This is a genomic window from Massilia horti, assembly GCF_004614195.1.
GTDB classification, from domain to species: Bacteria; Pseudomonadota; Gammaproteobacteria; order Burkholderiales; family Burkholderiaceae_D; genus Telluria; species Telluria horti.
In genome coordinates, this window is record NZ_SPUM01000074.1 from 1 (window position 1) to 19,331 (window position 19,331).

16 protein-coding genes and 1 tRNA gene are annotated in these 19,331 nt (G+C 63.1%); 7 read left to right on the forward strand and 10 right to left on the reverse strand.

Annotated elements, in window-relative coordinates; all coding sequences use genetic code 11:
- Nucleotides 1-97 precede the first annotated feature (97 nt).
- Both bcaP and E4O92_RS11720 read right to left on the reverse strand, forming a co-directional pair.
- On the reverse strand, nt 98-1,525 hold the full coding sequence (gene bcaP, locus E4O92_RS11715; protein WP_135189954.1) for a branched-chain amino acid transporter BcaP: 1,428 nt from the start codon (nt 1,523-1,525) through the stop codon (nt 98-100).
- A 270-nt stretch (nt 1,526-1,795) separates the two neighbouring features.
- Nucleotides 1,796-2,860, reverse strand: coding sequence for an AI-2E family transporter (locus tag E4O92_RS11720; RefSeq protein ID WP_135189955.1), 1,065 nt, complete (start codon nt 2,858-2,860; stop codon nt 1,796-1,798).
- A gap of 131 nt (nt 2,861-2,991) precedes the next feature.
- Here E4O92_RS11720 and E4O92_RS11725 point away from each other — a divergent pair, with 131 nt between their 5' ends.
- Both E4O92_RS11725 and E4O92_RS11730 read left to right on the forward strand, forming a co-directional pair.
- On the forward strand, nt 2,992-3,171 hold the full coding sequence (locus E4O92_RS11725) for a DUF418 domain-containing protein (protein ID WP_135189967.1): 180 nt from the start codon (nt 2,992-2,994) through the stop codon (nt 3,169-3,171).
- 3 nt (nt 3,172-3,174) lie between these two features.
- Nucleotides 3,175-3,387: a hypothetical protein gene (locus E4O92_RS11730; protein WP_135189956.1), complete on the forward strand. Its 213-nt coding sequence runs from the start codon at nt 3,175-3,177 to the stop codon at nt 3,385-3,387.
- 121 nt (nt 3,388-3,508) lie between these two features.
- Here the strand turns inward: E4O92_RS11730 and E4O92_RS11735 are convergent, their stop codons facing one another.
- The 4 genes from E4O92_RS11735 to E4O92_RS11750 form a co-directional block, all read right to left on the reverse strand.
- Nucleotides 3,509-5,710, reverse strand: coding sequence for an NADP-dependent malic enzyme (locus tag E4O92_RS11735; RefSeq protein ID WP_135189957.1), 2,202 nt, complete (start codon nt 5,708-5,710; stop codon nt 3,509-3,511).
- A 268-nt stretch (nt 5,711-5,978) separates the two neighbouring features.
- On the reverse strand, nt 5,979-6,836 hold the full coding sequence (locus E4O92_RS11740; RefSeq protein WP_229483271.1) for a metallophosphoesterase: 858 nt from the start codon (nt 6,834-6,836) through the stop codon (nt 5,979-5,981).
- A gap of 67 nt (nt 6,837-6,903) precedes the next feature.
- Nucleotides 6,904-7,785 carry an SMP-30/gluconolactonase/LRE family protein gene (locus E4O92_RS11745; protein ID WP_135189958.1) on the reverse strand — a complete coding sequence of 294 codons (882 nt, stop codon included), beginning with the start codon at nt 7,783-7,785 and terminating at the stop codon, nt 6,904-6,906.
- Between the two features lie 22 nt (nt 7,786-7,807).
- Nucleotides 7,808-9,073, reverse strand: coding sequence for a XylR family transcriptional regulator (locus E4O92_RS11750; protein WP_135189959.1), 1,266 nt, complete (start codon nt 9,071-9,073; stop codon nt 7,808-7,810).
- Nucleotides 9,074-9,407: 334 nt separating this feature from the next.
- Here E4O92_RS11750 and E4O92_RS11755 point away from each other — a divergent pair, with 334 nt between their 5' ends.
- The 4 genes from E4O92_RS11755 to E4O92_RS11770 all read left to right on the forward strand — a co-directional run bounded on the left by E4O92_RS11755 (nt 9,408) and on the right by E4O92_RS11770 (nt 15,361).
- Entirely contained in the window at nt 9,408-11,054 is a 1,647-nt protein-coding gene (locus E4O92_RS11755; RefSeq protein ID WP_135189960.1) for a glycoside hydrolase family 43 protein, read from the forward strand.
- Nucleotides 11,055-11,361: 307 nt separating this feature from the next.
- Complete coding sequence (locus tag E4O92_RS11760) at nt 11,362-13,038, forward strand: rhamnogalacturonidase (protein WP_135189961.1); 1,677 nt, start codon at nt 11,362-11,364, stop codon at nt 13,036-13,038.
- 133 nt (nt 13,039-13,171) lie between these two features.
- Complete coding sequence (locus E4O92_RS11765) at nt 13,172-14,398, forward strand: glycosyltransferase family 4 protein (RefSeq protein ID WP_135189962.1); 1,227 nt, start codon at nt 13,172-13,174, stop codon at nt 14,396-14,398.
- Nucleotides 14,399-14,500: 102 nt separating this feature from the next.
- Nucleotides 14,501-15,361, forward strand: coding sequence for a hypothetical protein (locus tag E4O92_RS11770; protein WP_135189963.1), 861 nt, complete (start codon nt 14,501-14,503; stop codon nt 15,359-15,361).
- Between the two features lie 98 nt (nt 15,362-15,459).
- On the opposite strand, the gene E4O92_RS11775 is transcribed toward E4O92_RS11770, so the two are convergent.
- From E4O92_RS11775 to E4O92_RS11795, 4 genes are all read right to left on the reverse strand, one after another.
- Nucleotides 15,460-15,534, reverse strand: a tRNA-Val gene (locus tag E4O92_RS11775).
- Nucleotides 15,535-15,637: 103 nt separating this feature from the next.
- Complete coding sequence (gene dnaQ / locus E4O92_RS11780) at nt 15,638-16,405, reverse strand: DNA polymerase III subunit epsilon (protein WP_135189964.1); 768 nt, start codon at nt 16,403-16,405, stop codon at nt 15,638-15,640.
- 780 nt (nt 16,406-17,185) lie between these two features.
- The gene (rnhA, locus tag E4O92_RS11790) at nt 17,186-17,623 is read right to left on the reverse strand and encodes a ribonuclease HI (RefSeq protein ID WP_135189970.1); all 438 of its coding nucleotides are present in this window, start codon (nt 17,621-17,623) and stop codon (nt 17,186-17,188) included.
- 26 nt (nt 17,624-17,649) lie between these two features.
- Nucleotides 17,650-18,423, reverse strand: a complete 774-nt coding sequence (locus E4O92_RS11795) for a class I SAM-dependent methyltransferase (RefSeq protein WP_135189965.1) — start codon at nt 18,421-18,423, stop codon at nt 17,650-17,652.
- Nucleotides 18,424-18,447: 24 nt separating this feature from the next.
- On the opposite strand from E4O92_RS11795, the gene gloB reads away from it, so the two are divergent.
- Nucleotides 18,448-19,248, forward strand: a complete 801-nt coding sequence (gene gloB / locus E4O92_RS11800; protein ID WP_135189966.1) for a hydroxyacylglutathione hydrolase — start codon at nt 18,448-18,450, stop codon at nt 19,246-19,248.
- Nucleotides 19,249-19,331: the final 83 nt, after the last annotated feature.

Genomic DNA, 19,331 nt, shown 5'->3' on the forward strand with positions numbered 1-19,331 from the left:
GCTTGCAGCGGGACTTTCACCCACAAGAGTGCGCTCATGCTGAGCGCACAAAAAATCCGCCGGCAAGCCGGCGGACGCTGTTCCCCTCAACGGATGATTATTGCGCTTCGTTCACAACCGAACGTTGGCTCGCGTCCTGGTTCAGGAGCGAGCGACGGCGCGCATACGTGAAGTACACGATCAGGCCGATCGCCAGCCAGATACCAAACGCGATCCAGGTCACCTTGCTCAGGAAGCTCATCAGGGATACGCAGAAGATGACCGCCAGCGCCGGGATCACCGGCACGCCCGGGCAACGGAACGCGCGCTTGAGGTCCGGACGCTTCTTGCGCAGAACAATCACCGCCACCGATACCAGGCAGAACGCGGCCAGCGTGCCAATGTTGACCAGCTCACCCAGCACGTCCAGCGGAACGAACGCCGCCAGCAGGCCGAAGATGATGCCGACCATCCAGGTCGCAAAGAACGGGGTGCCGTGCTTGGGGCTGATGTTCGACAGGCGGCGCGGCAGCAAGCCATCGCGCGACATCGCAAAGATGATGCGGGTCTGGCCGTAGGCCATCACGAGGATCACGGTGGTCATGCCCAGGATCGCGCCCAGGTCGACGAAGCCGGCGAACCAGTTCTCGCCAGCATATTGAAGGGCCAGGGAAACCGGATGGTCAATGCCTTCGAATTTCGCAAACGGCACGATGCCGGTCATGATGCCCGACACCAGCACGTACAAGATGGTGCAGCCGGCCAGCGAGCCGATGATGCCAATCGGCAGGTCGCGCTCCGGGCGCTTCACTTCTTCCGCCGCGGAGGTGACCGCATCAAAGCCGATAAACGCAAAGAACACCAGTGCCGCAGCGCTCATCACACCGCCCATTCCGAACGGCATGAACGGCTGCCAGTTGGGCGGCGACACGTGGCGCGCGCCGACCAGGATGAACAGCAGCACAACGCCGACTTTGACCAGCACCATCACGTTGTTCACCCGCGCCGACTCGCGCATGCCCCACGACAGCATGCCAGTCAGCACCATCATGATCAGGAATGCCGGCAGGTTGAAATACGTGGTCACGCCCGGCAGCGCGCCTGGCGCGGCGGATAGTGCGGCCGGGATATGTAGCCCAAAGCCGGCAATCAAGGATTGAAAATAGCCCGACCAGCCCACCGAAACCGCCGAGGTGGCCAGACCGTACTCGAGCAGCAGGTCCCAGCCGATCATCCATGCCACCAGTTCCCCCAGAGTGGCGTAGCTGTAGGTATAGATCGAGCCGGCGACGGGAATGGTCGATGCGAATTCGGCATAGCACATGGCGGCAAAGCCGCAGGCCAGCCCGGCAATCACGAAGGAGAGCGTCAACGCCGGGCCCGCTTTCAGCGCACCGATGCCGGTCAGCACGAAAATACCCGTGCCGACGATAGCGCCGATACCCATCAGGATCAGGTCGAACGGACCCAGCACCTTCTTGAGTCCGCTCGGCTTCTGGCTGGCGGCCAGCATGGCGTCAAGATTTTTAGTTCTAAAAATACTCACTACAGTCTCCAGTCGATAAATGGTTTCTTGTGGTCTTCTTGTTGTGGAATTCACTCCTGAGGGCACGTCCATCCCGGGCTTGTGGCCAAACGAGGATATTTACCCTTAGAGGAGACCATCCCCTATTCTAACCGTGCTACGCCGCTGCAACAGTCTAAGATAGGTTTAGCGTCGCTATGTTATCCGGAATTAAACAATCTTCCTACAGCCAAATATGCCGCTCTGCAGCATAACGGCCCGCGCGCGCGCCCGGCCGCGCGCAAGACTGGGTCAAGGCTCGCTCTGCGCCGCGCTGCGGGCAGCGGCGCGCTGGGTACGCAACCGCCTGGCCACGATCCGGATCGCCGCAATGGTCGGCACCGACAGGAAGATTCCCGCCACCCCGGCCAGCTCATCGCCGGCCAGGATGCCGAACACGACCAGGATCGCCGGCACGTCGACCCCTTCGCTCATCAGGTACGGGCTGAACATGTAATCCTGCACCAGCCGGTACGCGACCAGGAACATCAGCAGCCACCAAATGTGCTCGTAGCCGGAAAATGCCGCCACCGTCAGGATCGCGACCGCTGCGGTCAGCGGGCCGAACACGGGTATGACTTCCAGCAATGCCGCCACCCCTGCCAGCAGCAGTGCAAACGGTGCGCCGAGCAAGGACAGGACGGAACTGTAGGCAATGAGCGCCGCCAGCGACAGCAGGCCAAGCGCACGCACGTAACGCGACAGCAGGTAATTCAGGTCATGGGCAACGCTCACCCATAGCGCCAGCTTGTCGCTGCGGCTTGCCGCCGCCAGCCATGCCTCGACCGCAGGTGCCGCCCGGATCATCAGGAAGCTAAAGATCGGCACCACGACGACGTAGATCATGTTGCCCGCAGCGTGCACCAGGCTGGCACCGAGCCGCTGGGCGGCGGGCAGCGCCTGCGACAAGCCGCTCGCCAAAGCCTCCCGCAAGGAGCCGGCCAGCCGTTCACGGAACGGCTCGAGCAGGTGCGGCAGTGGCAACCGCTTGGCCAGCGTGCCCGGTTCGAGCAGGCGTGGCAGTTCCTGCGCCAGCCCGGCGGCCTGGTCCGCGAACGTGCTGCCAAACAGGAAAACCAGCAGGACGATCAGGCCGAGGATCACCACGAACACGCCCAGCAGGATGACGGTGCGCGACACGCGCGGGCCCACCCGGCGCGAAATCAACTCGAACAGCGGATAGATGAGATAACTGAAAAACACGGCGAACAACACCACCAGCAGTGTCGTGCGCATGCGGTAGACGCAGTAAAGCCCGCCGAGCATGACGATTGCGGTCCAGATCGCACGCACAGCGCGCATATCGAGGCCGAACACCGGCTTCTCCTTCGCGAATGCCCCGTGCCCACGGTCCTGTCATGGATCGGGCTGGGCGATGGCACGATCTTAAATCCAGAGAGGAATCGCACGCGCGCGCGAGCAACGGTTGAGTCGGACAGTTAACAGGCCTGGGGCTTTACCGCTATACGGGAGCGACGGTATGCTTGCTGATCCGGATCGCCCTGGCCCTGCTGCAGGGCTGGTTCAGCCAGTGGTGGCTGCGCACACACAAACAGGGGCCGTTGGGGGCGCTGTGGCACCGGCCGACATGGCTGCGGACAAAAAGTCCGGTCGTTCAGCCGGGCTGAGACATGATTGGTTGGAAAATGATACCTGCTAAATGGATTTTCGCAACAGCTCTCGTGGCGTTAATAGTGGCGGGATTCGCCTTCGCGTTAACGGCGTTCGGTATCACGCAATTTCGTTTTTTGGTTTATGTATCGGTACTAGTGGGCGTCGTTGCCGTCGCAGTCGGCTCGCTTTGCCGCGCAACTGGCAAATTAAAAAATGATCTCTATGATTGAAGCGAAGCAAAGCGATTGAACTACGGGATCGGCGAACGCCTGCGCATCTTCAAGCCCGCAAATGAGGTGGCACGGCCGCCCGGCAGGCCAATAGCGACCAAGCCGGGCTATCGGCTTGCGTTTATGCGCGCACGCCCGCCACCGCCAGTGCGGTCATGTTGACGATCCGGCGCACGGTCGCGCTTGGGCTGAGGATATGCGCCGGCTTTGCGGCGCCAAGCAGGATCGGGCCGACGGTCACGCCTTTGCCCGAGGTCATCTTGAGCAGGTTGAGCGCAATGTTCGCCGCATCCAGCGATGGCATCACCAACAGGTTCGCCGCGCCGGCAAAGGCGTCCTCCGGCTGGTAAATGCGGCGCAGTTCCTGCGACAGTGCCGCATCGCCCTGCACTTCGCCGATCACCTCGAGCCCCGGCGCGCTTCGGGCCAGCAGGGCGCGCGCTTCGCGCATCTTCAGCGCCGACGGGCGATTCGACGAACCAAAGTTCGAGTGCGACAGCAGCGCGACCTTCGGCGTCAGGCCAAAGTGCTGCAGCTCGGCCGCGGCCAGGCGCGCGATGGCAGCCAGTTCCTCGGCCGACGGATTGTCGTTGACATAGGTATCGGCGATGAACAGCGTGTACTTGTCGAGCACCAGCGCGTTCATCGCGGCGAGCACGCCGGCTTCCGGCGCCACGCCGATCTCGCTGCGCACGTGCGCCAGATGGCTGTCAAAGCGGCCCTTCATGCCGCAGATCAGCGCATCGGCTTCGCCCGCCTTCACCAGCGCGGCGCCCTGCAGCGTGGTGTCGCCGTTCGGCTCGACCAGCGTGTAGTCGGAGCCGCGCTGCAGGCGCAGGCCGGCCTCGCCGATCGCACGTTCCACAGCTTCGGCACGGCCGATCAGCACCGGTTTGGCCAGGCCCTCGTCAACCACGGTCTGCGCCGCACGCAGCACGCGCGGGTCTTCGCCTTCGGCGTAGACGACCCGCTTGGCCTTGGCCTTGGCAGCCGAAAACACCGGCTTCATGAAGAACCCTGTGTGATACACCATCTGCATCAACTGGTCGCGGTACGCTGCCATGTCCTCGATCGGACGCGAGGCCACGCCCGATGCGGCAGCCGCCGCTGCAACCGCCGGCGCGATTGCTGCGATCAGGCGCGGATCGAACGGCTTCGGGATGATGTATTCAGGGCCGAAGCGCAGATCCTGGCCGGCATAGGCGGCCGCCACCGCTTCGTTCGGCTCGGCTTCCGCCATCGCGGCGATCGCCTTCACGCAGGCCAGCTTCATCTCTTCGGTGATGCGGGTCGCGCCGCAGTCGAGCGCACCGCGGAAGATGTAGGGGAAGCACAGCACGTTGTTGACCTGGTTCGGGTAGTCCGAACGGCCGGTCGCGATGATGCAGTCAGGACGGGCGGCGCGCGCCACTTCCGGACGGATCTCAGGTTCCGGATTGGCCAGCGCCAGGATCACCGGACGTTCGGCCATCGTCTTGACCATCTCCCCGGTGAGCACGCCAGCGGTGGAGCAGCCGAGGAATACGTCCGCGCCACGCACGATGTCGGCCAGGCTGCGCGCATCGGTCTCCTGTGCATAGCGCGCCTTGTTCGCCTCCATCTTCGCGTCGCGGCCGGCGTAGATCACGCCCTTGGAGTCGGTGACGTAGATGTTCTCGCGCTTGACGCCCAGGCTCACCATCATGTCCAGGCACGCGATCGCCGCCGCGCCCGCACCGGAAGCGGCCAGCTTGACCTTTGCGATATCCTTGCCCACGACCTTGAGCGCATTGAGCAGCGCCGCGCTGGAGATGATCGCGGTGCCGTGCTGGTCGTCGTGGAAGACCGGAATGTTCATGCGCTCACGCAGCTGCTTCTCGATGTAGAAGCATTCCGGCGCCTTGATGTCCTCGAGGTTGATGCCGCCGACGGTCGGCTCGAGCATGGCGATCGCCTCGACCAGCTTGTCCGGGTCAAGCTCGGCCAGCTCCAGGTCGAACACATCGACCCCGGCGAACTTCTTGAACAGGCAGCCCTTTCCTTCCATGACCGGCTTGGACGCCAGCGGGCCGATATTGCCCAGGCCAAGCACTGCGGTGCCGTTACTGATCACGGCCACCAGGTTGCCGCGCGACGTGTAATCCGCCGCGGTGGCCGGATCCGCGGCGATTTCCTCGCACGCGTAAGCCACACCAGGCGAGTAAGCCAACGACAGGTCACGCTGGTTCGACAGCGGTTTGGTCGCCACCACCTCGATCTTGCCACGCGTCGGGCTGCGGTGATACTCCAGCGCGTCCGTGCGCAACTGCGTGTCCTTTTCGTTTTCGCTACTCTCAATGCTCATGCTAACTCCTATGCGACCTGCGAGCGCCATCCGGCCGATCCGGTCTGAATAAACGGGTAAATCTGTGAAGTGTTGACCGACAGGCCATCCGCTATTCTAACGGTATCCGTCCAGTTCGGTGAGAGTCAGTGAGAATTCGGCAAGAAGCGCGTCCGGAGGGAGAATTCGACAAGCGGCGCGTCCCGTAGGGTGTGCAGCTATGCTGCGCACGCGGATTGCGAACACCGTTAGCGTTTCAGCCAACAGGCCCGGGGTTTGAAACGACCTCTTATTGCGAACGCAAAGTGCAAACGACAAGCTCCGGATCAGCGTTGATCCGCAACGGCAGTTTGCTGCATCCCACGCCGCGACTGACGATGAGCGGCCCGTTGTCCGGCAAATCGAAGCTGCCATAGCAATAACGGCGCGACAGCGGTCCCTGTGGACGCGCCATCGGCGTACCATCGGCGCGCGCCACCTGCCCACCGTGGGTATGGCCGGCGAAGGCAACGTCGAAGGTTTCGCCGTCGACGTAATGCAGGCCATCCGGCGAATGGGTCAGGAAGACGCGTACCGGCCCGGCCCCCGCAAACGCGGCAGGCACGCACGGCTCGCCGGTCCACGGATCGTCGATTCCACAGATGCTGACCATCCCGAACGGCGCCGGCAAGGCCACATTACGGTTGTGCAGGAGCTCGATGCCGGCCTCGCGCAGGGCCGCCTCGATCGGCGCCCGGCCATGCCACACGTCGTGGTTGCCGATCACACCGAATACCCCGAGCGGCGCCGACAGCGCGCCCAGGCAGTCCCTGAGCTGGTCGACATGGCGCGCGCCCAGCGACACGTAGTCGCCGCCGAGCAGCAGCACATCGGGCCGCACCCTGCGCACCTGCGCGGCGAGCTCCTCGAACACGCCAGGGTGCGTGGTCGGCCCGGCATGAAAATCCGAGGCAAACCCGATCACCAGCGGCGCAGGCAGCAACACTTGGCCGCTCACCGTCACCTCGCGCCGGACCACACTCAAGCGGCCATGCCAGCCGCGCTGGTAGCTCCACGCCGCAACCCGGCCGCCGAGCATGGCCGCATCCAGCAGGCGCTCGAAGCAGAACCGTATCGGTTTATGTTGGAATTGCAACAGGGCTGACATATGGAACACCGGTGACGATCTGACGACTTTACTACAGATCGGTGCGGCGGACCGCACACATCCAACGTCAGGGCAGCGTCCCCCCAGCGAACTGGTATTGCGGCTGGCCGGGTGTATCCGTGCGGAACATGAACAGTCCCCCCGCCAGCGGCTGGCTGGCCCGTTCATCGGGCGCCAGGCCTTTCCAGGCGGTAGTGACATACGCCGTGCGCAAGTCGTCGCCGCCAAACGCGAGCTTGGTGATGTTCGTGACGGGGAAAGTGACCGAACCCACGAGCTGGCCGCCAGGGGTGTAGCGCTCGATGCGCGCACCGCGGAACACGGTGATCCACACATGACCGGCGCTGTCCACAGCCAGCCCGTCCGGATGGCCGGGCCGCGCGATCCGCGTGAACAGGCGCTTGTTCGCCACGCTACCATCTGGCAGCAGGTCGAACGCAAACACCTGCAATCCCAGCGTGTCCACGTGGTACAGCGTCCGGCCATCGGGACTGACTGCGGGACCGTTGGTGATGATGTAGCCGCTATCGGCCCTGGACACGCCGCGCTCGTCGAACCGGTACAGTGACCCGGTCGGCTTGGCCTGTCCGTTGTCCATCGTTCCGAACCACAGGCGTCCGGCCTGGTCGACGAAACCGTCATTGAGCCGGTTGCCCGGAATATCAGGCTCCACCTCGCCCAGCTTGGCAAACGTGCCGCTGGCCTCGTCGAAGCGATACAGCCCGTCCTCCAGGCCGCACACGAAACCGCCGTCATGCGCCGGCACCACGAAACCGATCTGCCCAGGCGCGTTCCAGCTGTGCCGCCTGGCGCCGTTTTCATCGCAGCGGTGCAACCTGTGCCCCTTGATGTCCACAAAATAAATCGACCGCGTCGGCGCGTGCCACAGCACGCCCTCGCCCAGTTCGGCCCCGACCGGCCAGATACATTCAGGCTGCTGCCCGCTCATGCCACCTTCCATAACCCTTATCCTATCCCTGCAGTGACCTAAAAAACAGTTCGTCGTCATTGGCTAATTCTTGTTTTTCCCGTGATGCCGGACCAATCTGCGGTCCGGACCGGGTCTTGAGCGAGCGTTCCTGATAAGCGCGCGGCGAGCAGCCCAGCTCGCGCTTGAAGACCGAATGCATGTACTGGCTCGACGTGAATCCGCACTGGCGCGCAACGTCGGCCAGGTTGCAGTCGCCCTGCTCCAGGATCGAGGTCGCCGCCTCGAGCCGCAGACGCAGGATCTCGTCGTGCACGCTGGTTCCGAGCTCCTGTCGGAAGTAGCTTTTGAGCGACGAGCTCGAGATGCCCACGTAGTCCGCCACCTGGTCAGTCTTGATGCCCTGGCACGCGTACTGGCGGATGAAATGCAGCGCCCGCATCACGTGCGGGTGCCTGGCCGCCGCGTGCTTACTGGATGCCAGCACGTTGATACCGGCCGGCGGCACCAGGATACGGGTCGCGCCCACGCACACCCCGTGCAGCATCTGGTCCAGCAGGTGCGCCGCCGTGCGCCCCATCTCCTGCGCGCCCTGGATCACGGAGCTCATCGGGATGCGGGTCAGCATGCGCGCCAGCGGGTCGTTGTCGATGCCGATCAGCGCCACCTGCTCAGGCACCGCAATTCCTGCCAGCGCGCACGCCTGCAACAGCTGGCGCGCCCGCGCATCGGTGACGGCGACGACGCCGACCGGTTTGGGCAGGCTGTGCAGCCATGCGATCTGCGCCTGCACCGCCTCGTCCCACGACGGCGCGCTGGTGGACTGGCCACGATAAACCAGCGGCTCGACCCGGTCGCGTGCAGCCAGCGCACAAAATGCCTTTTCACGCTCCTGCGCCCACCGGTTGTGCTGCGCCTCGGGCAAACTGAACAATGCAAAATTACGCAGGCCCGCGTCGATCAGGTGCTCGTATGCGAGCTTGATGAGCTTGAAGTTATCGGTCGCCACATACGGCACCTCGGCGGGATAATCGGCCACGTTCTCGTACGAGCCGCCGACCGCGACCAGCGGAATGCGGCTTGGCGCAAGCGCCGCGGCCACGGCGGGATCGTCGAAGTCGGCAATGATCCCATCGCCCTGCCAGCCCTCGATGCCGGGCAGGCGCAAGCGAAAGTCTTCTTCGAGGAACAAGTCCCAGGCGGTGCGAGTGCTCGACAAATAGGCGGCGATGCCAGCGATAATTTCGCGGTCGAATATCTTGTTCGCGTTAAAGAGCAATGCGATTCGACGTGTCTTTGGCGTAAGCATCGTGAGTGATGGTCCCCGACATGAATTCGCAACATTGTAAAACATCGATCTCACTGCTCTGCATCCCAATGTAAACACAGCAATTGCGAAATCCGCTAATCCGCATAGCAATTCTTGCCAGATTCCCTGCTGCCACATTTTTGGATGAACAAGTTCTGGTAACATGCGCGCCGCAACACGGCTCACGCGCACCTTGTCGCGCTCTGTCCGGAAAGCGTTACCGACCGCGCGACCTCGGCCACCATCGGCATGGCCCTCGTCTGACCGGCATGGAGCACGCGAGGTGCTCCAGTTCGAGATCGATTCAACGACGAGAGCATTGAAGATGAAAACGATGGACTGGAAAACTTGCCGCATCGCCGGCACCCTGATGATCCCCCTCGCGCTGGCCGCCTGCCAGGCCACGCCCCCAGCAACAGCACCAAGCGAGCGCGCGCCCTGGGTCGCGGACCTGGGTGACGGCCGCTACCAGAACCCGGTGCTGCACGCGGACTATTCCGACCCGGACGCGATCCGCGTGGGCGACACGTATTACATGACCGCCTCCAGCTTCAACAGCACGCCCGGCCTGCCGTTGCTGGCGTCCAAGGACATGGTCAACTGGGAGCTGGTCGGGCACGCCTTGCCCAATCTCGTTCCACACGAACGCTACATCGAGCCGCGCCATGGCGAGGGCGTGTGGGCACCGTGCCTGCGCTTCCACGACGGCAAATTCTGGATTTTCTATCCGGACCCCGATGTGGGCATCTTCGTTACCACGGCCAAAAATTTTACTGGCCCTTGGAGCGAACCGCACCTGCTCCTGCCCGGCAAGGGCATCATCGACCCGACCCCGCTGTGGGATGACGACGGCAAGGCCTACCTGCTGCATGCCTGGGCCAAGAGCCGTGCCGGCATCAACAACCTGCTCACCCTGCGCAGTATGGCGCCGGACGCAAGCCGGCTGCTCGATACCGAAGGCCACACCATCATCGACGGCAACAAGATCCCCGGCTACCGTACGCTGGAAGGACCCAAGTTCTACAAGGCCAACGGCTACTACTACGTGTTCGCGCCGGCGGGTGGCGTGGAGGACGGCTGGCAGGCCGTGTTCCGCTCGCGCAGCATCGACGGTCCGTACGAACTGCGTACCGTCATGGATCAGGGCAAAACGCCGATCAACGGTCCGCACCAGGGCGCATGGGTGCGCGCCGAGGATGGAAGCGACTGGTTCCTGCACTTCCAGGACAAGAATGCCTACGGGCGCGTCGTGCACCTGCAACCGATGCGCTGGACCGAAGACTGGCCGGTGATCGGCGAGGACGGCCCAAATCCCGGCATCGGCCAGCCGGTGCTGACCCACAAGAAGCCTGTGGCCGGTTTCCCGGTCAAGGTGCCGCCCACTTCCGACGAATTCAACGGCCCGAAACTTGGCCTGCAATGGCAGTGGAACGCCAACAGCGATGCGCGCTGGTATTCGCTCTCCGAGCGTCCGGGCGTGCTGCGCCTGCATACCCAGGCTACGCCGCAAGCGGCGGACTTTGTGCGCGCCGCGCCCGCTATCCTGTCCCAAAAGCTGCCGGCGCCCGCGTTTGTCGTCGACACCCACATGCAACTGAACGATGCACAAGTCGGCGACCGTGCGGGCCTGATCCTGAACGCGATGCAGTACGCCTGGCTGGGCCTGCGCAAGACGGCAAATGCGACAGAGCTGGTGTACACCACCTGCACCCCGGCGGTAGCGCGCTGCAAGGAATCGACGAAGGTGGTGCTGCCGTCCGCACCGTCGGCGCTCTACCTGCGCATGAGCATGGTGGACGGTGCGAGGGCGACCTTCAGCTACAGCACGGACAACGTCAACTTCACCAGCGTCGGCGAGCCGTTCAAATCCAGCAAGGGCCGCTGGGTGGGCGCGCAGGTTGGCTTGTTCAGCGTGGGCGACAAGGCCGGCGCCAAGCCTTCCAGCCTGGATGTCGATTACTTCCGCGTCAGCGCACCCTAACGGGCATTGCAAAGCGACGTGCCGCCCCGTAGGATGAATCACGCAAAACGCAGCGCAATTCACGGTTAGAGGCGCCAGCGGTGGCGCTTGGCCAACATTGCATCGCGTTTTGCGTTTCTTTATCGCATGTTTCGGCGAGGCATAGTCACGCCTTCGACATGCGGTTGATTCACGTTAACCCCCGAACATCGTCGTTCCCGCCTGCGCGGGAACGACGGGCATCGCCGATTAATCACCAAGTTGCGCAATCAACAGGCGCGGCCGATGCTAGGCTTGCTCGTTGTCGTCTCGAACTATGCGAAACCCAATGACCACTACCCGCCGTACCTACCTCAAGGGCGCCCTGTTCAGCGCCGTCGCACTCTCCCCGATGTTCCCGCTGGCCTGCGCATCGGCCCAGTCCGCGCAGCAGAACGGCTTTAACGTCCGTGCCTACGGTGCGGCCGGGGACGGCGTCAAGCTCGATACCGACGCGATCAACGCGGCGATCGCGGCCGCGGCGCAAGCCGGTGGCGGAACGGTCTACTTTCCCGCCGGCCGTTATCTGAGCTTCAGCATTCGCCTGAAGAGCAACGTCTCGCTGTACCTCGATTCCGGCAGCGTCATCATCGCAGCCGAACCCAAGGACGGCTCCGGCCAGTACGACCTGCCCGAGCCCAACGAGTGGGACGCCTACCAGGATTTCGGCCACAGCCACTGGCACAACAGCCTGATCTGGGGCGAGGGCCTGGAAAACTTGACGATCGCCGGACGCGGCCTGATCTGGGGCAAAGGCCTCATCCGCTCCGGTCCCGGCGCACGCCGCAAACTCAAGGCGGGCGACATGCCTTCCTCGCTCGGCAAGGCGGACCCGATGGGCGAGCGCTTGCGCGAAGGTGCGGTGTATGGCGCCGAAATGGTCGGCAAGGGCAACAAGGCCATCGCGCTGAAGAACTGCCGCAATGTGGTCCTGCGCGATTTCAGCATGCTCAAGTGCGGCCACTTCGCGGTGCTCGCCACCGGCGTGGACAACTTCACGATCGATAACGTGACGGTCGACACCGACCGCGACGGCTTCGATATCGACTGCTGCCGCAACGTACGCGTGGCCAATTGCGCAGTCAATACGCCCAACGACGACGCGATTTGCCTGAAGAGCTCTTACGCGCTCGGCAAGGCACGCTTTACCGAGCAAGTGACGATCACCAATTGCCAGGTGTCCGGCTTCGATCTCGGCACCTTCCTCGACGGCTCCCTGCAACGCACGCAAGTCAAGGCGCCCGACCAGGAAGGCGTATGCGGCCGTATCAAGATGGGCACCGAATCGAACGGCGGCTTTCGCAACATCACCATCGCCAACTGCGTGTTCGAGCACTGCCGCGGCCTGGCCATCGAAAGCGTCGACGGCGGCATCATCGAGGACGTCACGGTCGATAACCTGTCGATGCGCGACCTCACGACGTCGCCCCTGTTCATTCGCCTGGGACGGCGCATGCGCGCGCCGGAAGGCACGCCGGTCGGCGCGATCCGTCGCATCAACATCAGCAACGTAGTGGTTTCCCAGGCCAACGCGCCATTCGCCTCGATCATTGCCGGTCTGCCCGGCAAGCCAATCGAGGACGTTCGCATCAGCAATCTGACCGTTGAACATTGTGGCGGCGGCAATGCCGAGGACGCCCGCCGGACGCTTCCCGAAAACGAGGAGCACTATCCGGAGCCGAGCATGTTCGGCGTTACCCCGTCTTACGGGCTGTACGCACGCCACGTGCGCAACCTGCAAGTGCACCACGCCAGCCTGCGCACCACGGGCATCGACGCACGTCCGCCGGTCGTGCTGGACGATGTCGATGGCGTGGCTTTTGACGGCGTACGCTTTGCCCATGCGGCCGCGACGCCGACGTTCCAGTTGCAGTCGGTACGCGGCTTCGTGCTGCGCGATGCGCAGGGACTGCGTGACATCGCCAGCACCGACTATTCGCGCGCCACGCTGCAAGAGCCGCAATAACGGCGCGCGGCCCCGCAGCCGGGAATCGCAGAGCAACAAATGGTTTGAATCGCGCTTGACACCGATTGTCACCAACCTCAGGATATGCCAGCCGCGCTAAGCGGCGGCATCGCCGGGTGTTCCGGTTGGGCAGATGAAAGACGACAACATTTGCGCAAGGTGGTTCGACGAGGGCAACGTTGGCGCAGCGGTTCCGGATTCAGCCTCCCTCACCGTACTGCTGGTTACGGAAAGTGCCGAGCCTTCGGGCCTGGGCGAACACATGATCACGCTGGCCAGGACATTGCCGCGCGGTGTAAGGCCCACGCTGCTGTTCCCCGGCACGCACTCCGGCCTGGCCACCGCACGCCGCGCCCGGGCAGCGGGCCTGCCGGCGCTGACGCTGCCGTGGGCGGCAGTCCGGCTCGGGTCATCCACGCTTGCCTCCCTGCTCGAACGGCTGCGCCCGGACATCGTGCACGTGCACGCAGGCATCCCCGAAGAGGGACACAGGATCGCGGCGGCAGCAAAGAGCGCCGGAGCCGGTGCCGTGGTCCGTACCGAACATCAGCCGTACACCTTGAGCACGCTGCGGGTCCGCACGCCGAAGATCAGCGTGCTCGAACGCGAATACCGCTGCGGCGTGGAGCATGTCGACCACATCATCTGCGTCAGCCACGCCGCGCGCCAGACCTTTCGCATGGCGCGCGTCCGCGTTCCGTTTTCGGTCGTGCACAACGGCATTGTCGCCCACGCCGCCGGTATCACACCCAAAGCGATGCGCGCCAGCCTGGGCATCGGCGACGCGCCGCTGATCCTGACCGTCGCCCGTTACGTGCGCCAGAAGCGCCACATCACCTTGCTCGAAGCATTGCCCCGCTTGCTGGAGCACTGCCCGCGCGCAATGCTGGCCTGGGTCGGCACCGGACCGCTGGAAGCGCCGCTGCGCTCGCGCGCGGATGAGCTCGGAGTCGCCGACCACATCCTGTTTCTCGGTGCGCGCAGCGACGTGCCGGACCTGATGGACGCTGCCGACCTGCTTTGCCTGCCATCCTGCTACGAGGCCCATCCGCTCGTGATTCTCGAAGCATTTGCGGCCGGGCTGCCGGTCATCGCCGCGCGCGCGCTCGGCATCACTGAGGCCGTGCAGGATGGCGAGAACGGCCTGCTGTTCCCGGTCAATAGCCCACCAATGCTTGCGCACACGCTCGCGCGCGTGCTCGCCGACCCCGACCTGCTGGAGCGCCTGCGCATCGCCGGTCCGGCTGCTACCCGCAAGTTCACGGCGGCACGCATGGCCAGCGAAACCATCGCCGTGTACCGCCAGGCCATGGCGATGCCTAACATGCTGGCGCCCACAAGGACCCCGCTGCTCGCTTGATCTGAGTCTAAATTACTCGATAGTCCGAAAACTTTTCCCGCTTGAGCCCGTCTGACTGTCGCAGCATGAACCGTTACATCAACACCTATCGATACCGGCAGCATGTTCATCCCTCAACCTGATCGTCATGCGTTTTCGGAAAACGGAACAACTTGCGCCGCCTGCGGCAAACCGTCAGCATCAGGCCACGGTCCGCCAGCGCAAAGCGCTGTGCCAAGCGGAGGTGACGGGCGCCTGCCGACGCCAGCGGCGACAATTGCTAACCGGCGGGCCAGCCAAGTCATGCGTCTGAGGACACCAATCTGGTTTGCGAAGAAAGCGCTGCGGCGATGGAAAATGTTTGTCCGCCTGTCCGCATACCCCGTCGTCGCCCTGCACTTCCGGTCGGACTTGGACGAAGACCAGTTCTGCAGTGCCTGCAAACTACGGGCACGCAAAACGGTCAACGCCGCGCTGATTGATCTTGCGCGCTACGACAGCGCCAATCACTTTCTCGACACGCTCGGCAAACGCGGCCATCTTGCGCCGCAATCACTGAAAGCCCGGTCGCGCGGATACGCCGTGCGCGAACTTGAACGCCAGCGCTACCTCGACGACATCTGGGCACTCAACGCGCTGCCGGAAGACAAACAGATTCGCCTGACTGATGGCTTTCCTGCCCTGACAGAAACGGCCCCGCACCACACAACATACTTCGGCGCGTTCGCCCGTAGCGGCGCCTTGGTGGCCTACTGCCGGCTTACATTGCACAGCAATTTTGCTGCAATTGAAGAGCTGATCGGAAACAGGAACAAGGATGGCGTGCTGTTCCTCTTGCTTGCCGAGATCGTGAATCAGTTGATCGCGCAGCGGACGGTCAACTACTTGATGCACCAAGGCTTCCAGGACAAGACTGCCAGCACCCGGCAGTTCATGCGCAGGGCCGGCTTTGAGCCGTTCCGCGTGCGATATGCGCTGGCTTGAGTTTGGCAATTGTCCCGGGAGTGTCCCGCGCCGGACATGGACGCCCAAAACAAAAAAACCAGCCACCTGCTAAGTGACTGGTTTCATTGATGAATTCTTGGTGGGAAGTGCTGGTTTCGAACCAGCGACCTCTGCAGTGTGAATGCAGCGCTCTACCCCTGAGCTAACCTCCCAAGACGGCGCGTATTATGACATAGGTTTTGCGCTACGTCACCCCTAAATAGAATTTTTTCTCCGGGATACGCCCTCTTCCGCAAGCAGCGCTTGCTCTTGCAACTAGCCGGCAATCGATAGCCCAGACGCTTCTGCAGACGCATCGGCTGGCTGCGCGCACTTGCGCCACACGCATTCGCCTTTGACGCCCTTGTCGAGCCCCGCGAGCAGTTCCTCGTGCGCCGCCAGTTCGTCGGCGCTGGCCGACAGCACGACGATTTCGCCCAGCGGGCCTGCATCGTGCAACTCGCCAGCAACCACCGCTTCCACCTCGATCTCCATCGACAGCGAATTCTGGCCGCGGGTCATCGCCAGGTACACGTCAGCCAGCAACTCCGAGTCCAGCAATGCGCCGTGCAGCTTGCGGTGCGCATTCGAAATGCCGTAACGGTCGCACAGTGCGTCCAGCGAGTTGCGCTTACCCGGATGCATTTCCTTCGCGTTGACCAGCGTATCGATCACGCCAGCGCAATGATCGATGAACGGCGGCAGCCCGAGCCGCTCGAATTCGTGGTTCAGGAACCCGAGGTCGAACGGCGCGTTATGGATGATGACTTCCGCGCCCTGGATGTACGCGCGCAATTCCTCGACGATCTCGTGGAACTTGGGCTTGTCGCTCAAGAACTCAGTGGTCAGGCCGTGCACAGCGAGCGCGGCTTCGTCCGAATCGCGTTCGGGATTGATGTAGCGATGGAAGTTGTTGCCGGTGAGCTTGCGATTGACCAGCTCGACGCAGCCAATCTCGATGACGCGATCGCCAGTTCGAGGATTTAAGCCAGTGGTTTCGGTGTCGAGGACTACCAAACGGTTAGTGCGCGTTTGTAAACTCATTTTGCCTTCAGGAAGCGAGCCCATGGTTGGGACAGCAATGATACCACTGCCCGGCACCAACTAAAACTCGACAATTCCCGGGGCCCCGATGCGAATCGACAGGTGGGACCAGGCATGCCGCAATCGCGAGCGGCACAACAACTTATTGTGGAACTCCGAATAATGAACTTATTCGGGAAGGGTCGTTTGACGCCGACGCGTCACAGAAGCCGCCTGTTTAAGGGGTGGCCGGCACCGGGGTCCAGCCGCCCGGGCAAACATCGACATAGGGATAATAGCTGTCGAAGCTCGGGCAATAGAACCAGTATCCAGCCGATGCCGCCCCGGCAGACGGGGGCCAATACGGATCCGGATACGGGTAGCTTGGCCCCGGATAGTAGTACCAGGACGGTCCGACCACCCACCACCAACCGTCGCGCCCGCCGTGCGGGCCATGATGCCAGCGCCCGCCGTTCCAGATGCCCCGGTCGTGCGCCTCAAAGCGCCGAATGTCACCGTGCCACCCCGGCCCACCGTGCGGCCCACCCATGCCCGCATGCCCCTCACCGTGCGGCCCACCCATGCCACCATGCCCCTCGTGATGCTGCGCTTGGACAGGCATCGCCAACAGTGCGGCGAACACCGCGAGCAAGAGAGGCTTGCAACCATTAACAGACGAGCGCACGAAACTGCCCTCCCTCGTACGAGGCAAAAGCAATCCATCGTATCGTCATCCCGCCAACATTCGTTCTGACCTATCTCAATAGAAGAATGATCGCAATTGGCAAGGCCGCGCTCGCTTCAACGACGCGCCGACGCCACTCCCATGTTTGCCAGCACATCCGCGCGCTCGTTGCCGGGATGGCCGTTGTGCCCACGCACCCAGCGCCACTCCACCTGGTGCGCCTGTTGCGCGGCATCGAGCGCCTTCCACAAGTCTTCGTTCTTGACCGGTTCCTTGGTCGAGGTCTTCCAGCCGCGCGCCTTCCAGCCGTGGATCCATTCCGAAATGCCCTTCTGCACGTACTGGCTGTCGGTATGCAGCACCACGTGGCACGGACGCGTCAGCGTGCCCAGCGCCTCGATCACGGCCTTGAGCTCCATCCGGTTGTTGGTCGTGTTCGGTTCTCCGCCGAAAATCTCTTTTTCGTGCTCGCCAGATACGAGCAAGGCGCCCCAGCCGCCAGCGCCCGGATTCCCCTTGCAAGCACCGTCCGTATAAATTTCCACCTTGGTCATGCTTGCTGTTCCCTTGTCTTGTTCTGTCATTTTCTGTTGGTTGCCGGCACCGCCTGCGGTGCCTTGCTGGTTTTGCGATTCCAGGCCGGGCCGATGATGTGCATGCCCTTGACGCGCTTGATCGCGTGCACGATGTAGACCGCGCCCAGATATGGCCACCAGCGCTGCCCGGCCGATTCCAGCAGGCCGAAACGGTTGAGCCACTGGGTGGTCCGGCACGGCGGAGCATAACAGCCGAAGTAGCTGCGCGTCACGCCCATATTCAACAATTTCAACCAGTCCTTCAGGCGCGGCATCGAAATGAATTCGCCGGCCGCCGGCAGGTAATCGCTGCTGGCAATCCGCCCCACGCCCTGGCGCACGCCCCACAGGCTGGCCGGGTTGAAGCCGCAGATGATTACCTGGCCTTCCGGAATCAGCACCCGCTCCACCTCGCGCAGCACCTGGTGCGGTTCGGCGGCAAACTCGAGCACGTGCGGCAGCACCACCAGGTCCAGGCTTTGCGACGCGAACGGCAGTTCGGCAAAATCGAGCGCCACGGCGATTTGCTTGCCGTCAGGCGCAAGTGCCAGTTCGCTCGTCGATGACAGGCGCGTGGCCGCCTGCCACTTGTTTGGCATGCGGTTCGCGGCCAGCGCATCGATCTGTGGCACTCCGATCTGCACGGCATTGAAGCCGAAGATATCGGCGGTCAACTCGTCCAGGCATGCCTGTTCAAAGGCACGCACATACGTTCCGGCCGGAGATTGCAGCCAAAGGTCGAGGGCTATAATGGATTTTTCGGATGTGGCGTCGTCCATACCTGCCCTTTTTACTCCTAAACTATGACAAACCCGCCGCGCAGTGACCTGACTGTTCTCGCCGTTCCTGCATTTAAGGATAACTACCTGTGGCTGATCCACGATGGCGTGCATGCCGCCGCAGTCGATCCCGGTGATGCCGAGCCTATCCTCGCTGCACTCGATGACCATAAGCTTACCCTGACCGCCATTCTACTCACCCATCATCACGCTGACCACATCGGAGGTGTTCCCGGCTTACTCGCGCGCACGCGGGTCCCGGTATTCGGCCCTCGCAACGAGGACATTGCTGTGGTGACCGAGCCACTCTCGGAAGGCGACCGCGTCCAGGTGCCGGGGCTCGACCTGGCATTCGACATTCTGGACGTGCCCGGCCACACCAGGGGACATATCGCTTATGTGCGAAGCACGCCGGGGCTGCACTGGCTGTTTTGCGGAGACACCCTGTTTGCCGGCGGATGCGGCCGGCTGTTCGAAGGCACGCCGGCGCAGATGGTCCATTCGCTGGCGAAACTTGCCGCGCTGCCGGAGGATACGCTCGTCTTCTGCGCACATGAATATACGCTGTCCAACTTACGTTTTGCTGAGGCGGTCGAACCCGCCAATCAGGCGCTGCACCTGCGTCTGCGCGACGAAAGCGCCAAGCGCGCGGCCGGATTGCCTACCGTGCCGTCGACCATTGGGCTGGAAAAAGGCACGAATCCGTTCTTGCGCTACCGCGAGCCGGAAATAGTGGAGAAGTTGCTCGCCGCCGGCAAGCTGGCGCCGGGGGCGTCGCCAGTGGAAGCGTTCGCGGCACTGCGCGCGTGGAAGAACGCGTTTTAAAAGGCTATGTCACCGGTAAGTGTGGGTTTCGTAACGTGAAAGAAAGCACTGTACGGATGTGCAGCGTCCTGACCTGAGTAGGC

Coding starts and splice junctions, on each gene's coding strand:
- E4O92_RS11740 (WP_229483271.1), bottom strand. CDS start 6,836: ATGTCAGCCCTGTTGCAATTCCAACATAAACCGATACGGTTCTGCTTC.
- E4O92_RS11765 (WP_135189962.1), top strand. CDS start 13,172: ATGAAAGACGACAACATTTGCGCAAGGTGGTTCGACGAGGGCAACGTT.
- E4O92_RS11760 (WP_135189961.1), top strand. CDS start 11,362: ATGACCACTACCCGCCGTACCTACCTCAAGGGCGCCCTGTTCAGCGCC.
- E4O92_RS11745 (WP_135189958.1), bottom strand. CDS start 7,785: ATGAGCGGGCAGCAGCCTGAATGTATCTGGCCGGTCGGGGCCGAACTG.
- E4O92_RS11795 (WP_135189965.1), bottom strand. CDS start 18,423: ATGGACGACGCCACATCCGAAAAATCCATTATAGCCCTCGACCTTTGG.
- E4O92_RS11750 (WP_135189959.1), bottom strand. CDS start 9,073: ATGCTTACGCCAAAGACACGTCGAATCGCATTGCTCTTTAACGCGAAC.
- dnaQ (WP_135189964.1), bottom strand. CDS start 16,405: ATGAGTTTACAAACGCGCACTAACCGTTTGGTAGTCCTCGACACCGAA.
- E4O92_RS11730 (WP_135189956.1), top strand. CDS start 3,175: ATGATTGGTTGGAAAATGATACCTGCTAAATGGATTTTCGCAACAGCT.
- E4O92_RS11735 (WP_135189957.1), bottom strand. CDS start 5,710: ATGAGCATTGAGAGTAGCGAAAACGAAAAGGACACGCAGTTGCGCACG.
- E4O92_RS11770 (WP_135189963.1), top strand. CDS start 14,501: ATGTTCATCCCTCAACCTGATCGTCATGCGTTTTCGGAAAACGGAACA.
- gloB (WP_135189966.1), top strand. CDS start 18,448: ATGACAAACCCGCCGCGCAGTGACCTGACTGTTCTCGCCGTTCCTGCA.
- E4O92_RS11755 (WP_135189960.1), top strand. CDS start 9,408: ATGGACTGGAAAACTTGCCGCATCGCCGGCACCCTGATGATCCCCCTC.
- rnhA (WP_135189970.1), bottom strand. CDS start 17,623: ATGACCAAGGTGGAAATTTATACGGACGGTGCTTGCAAGGGGAATCCG.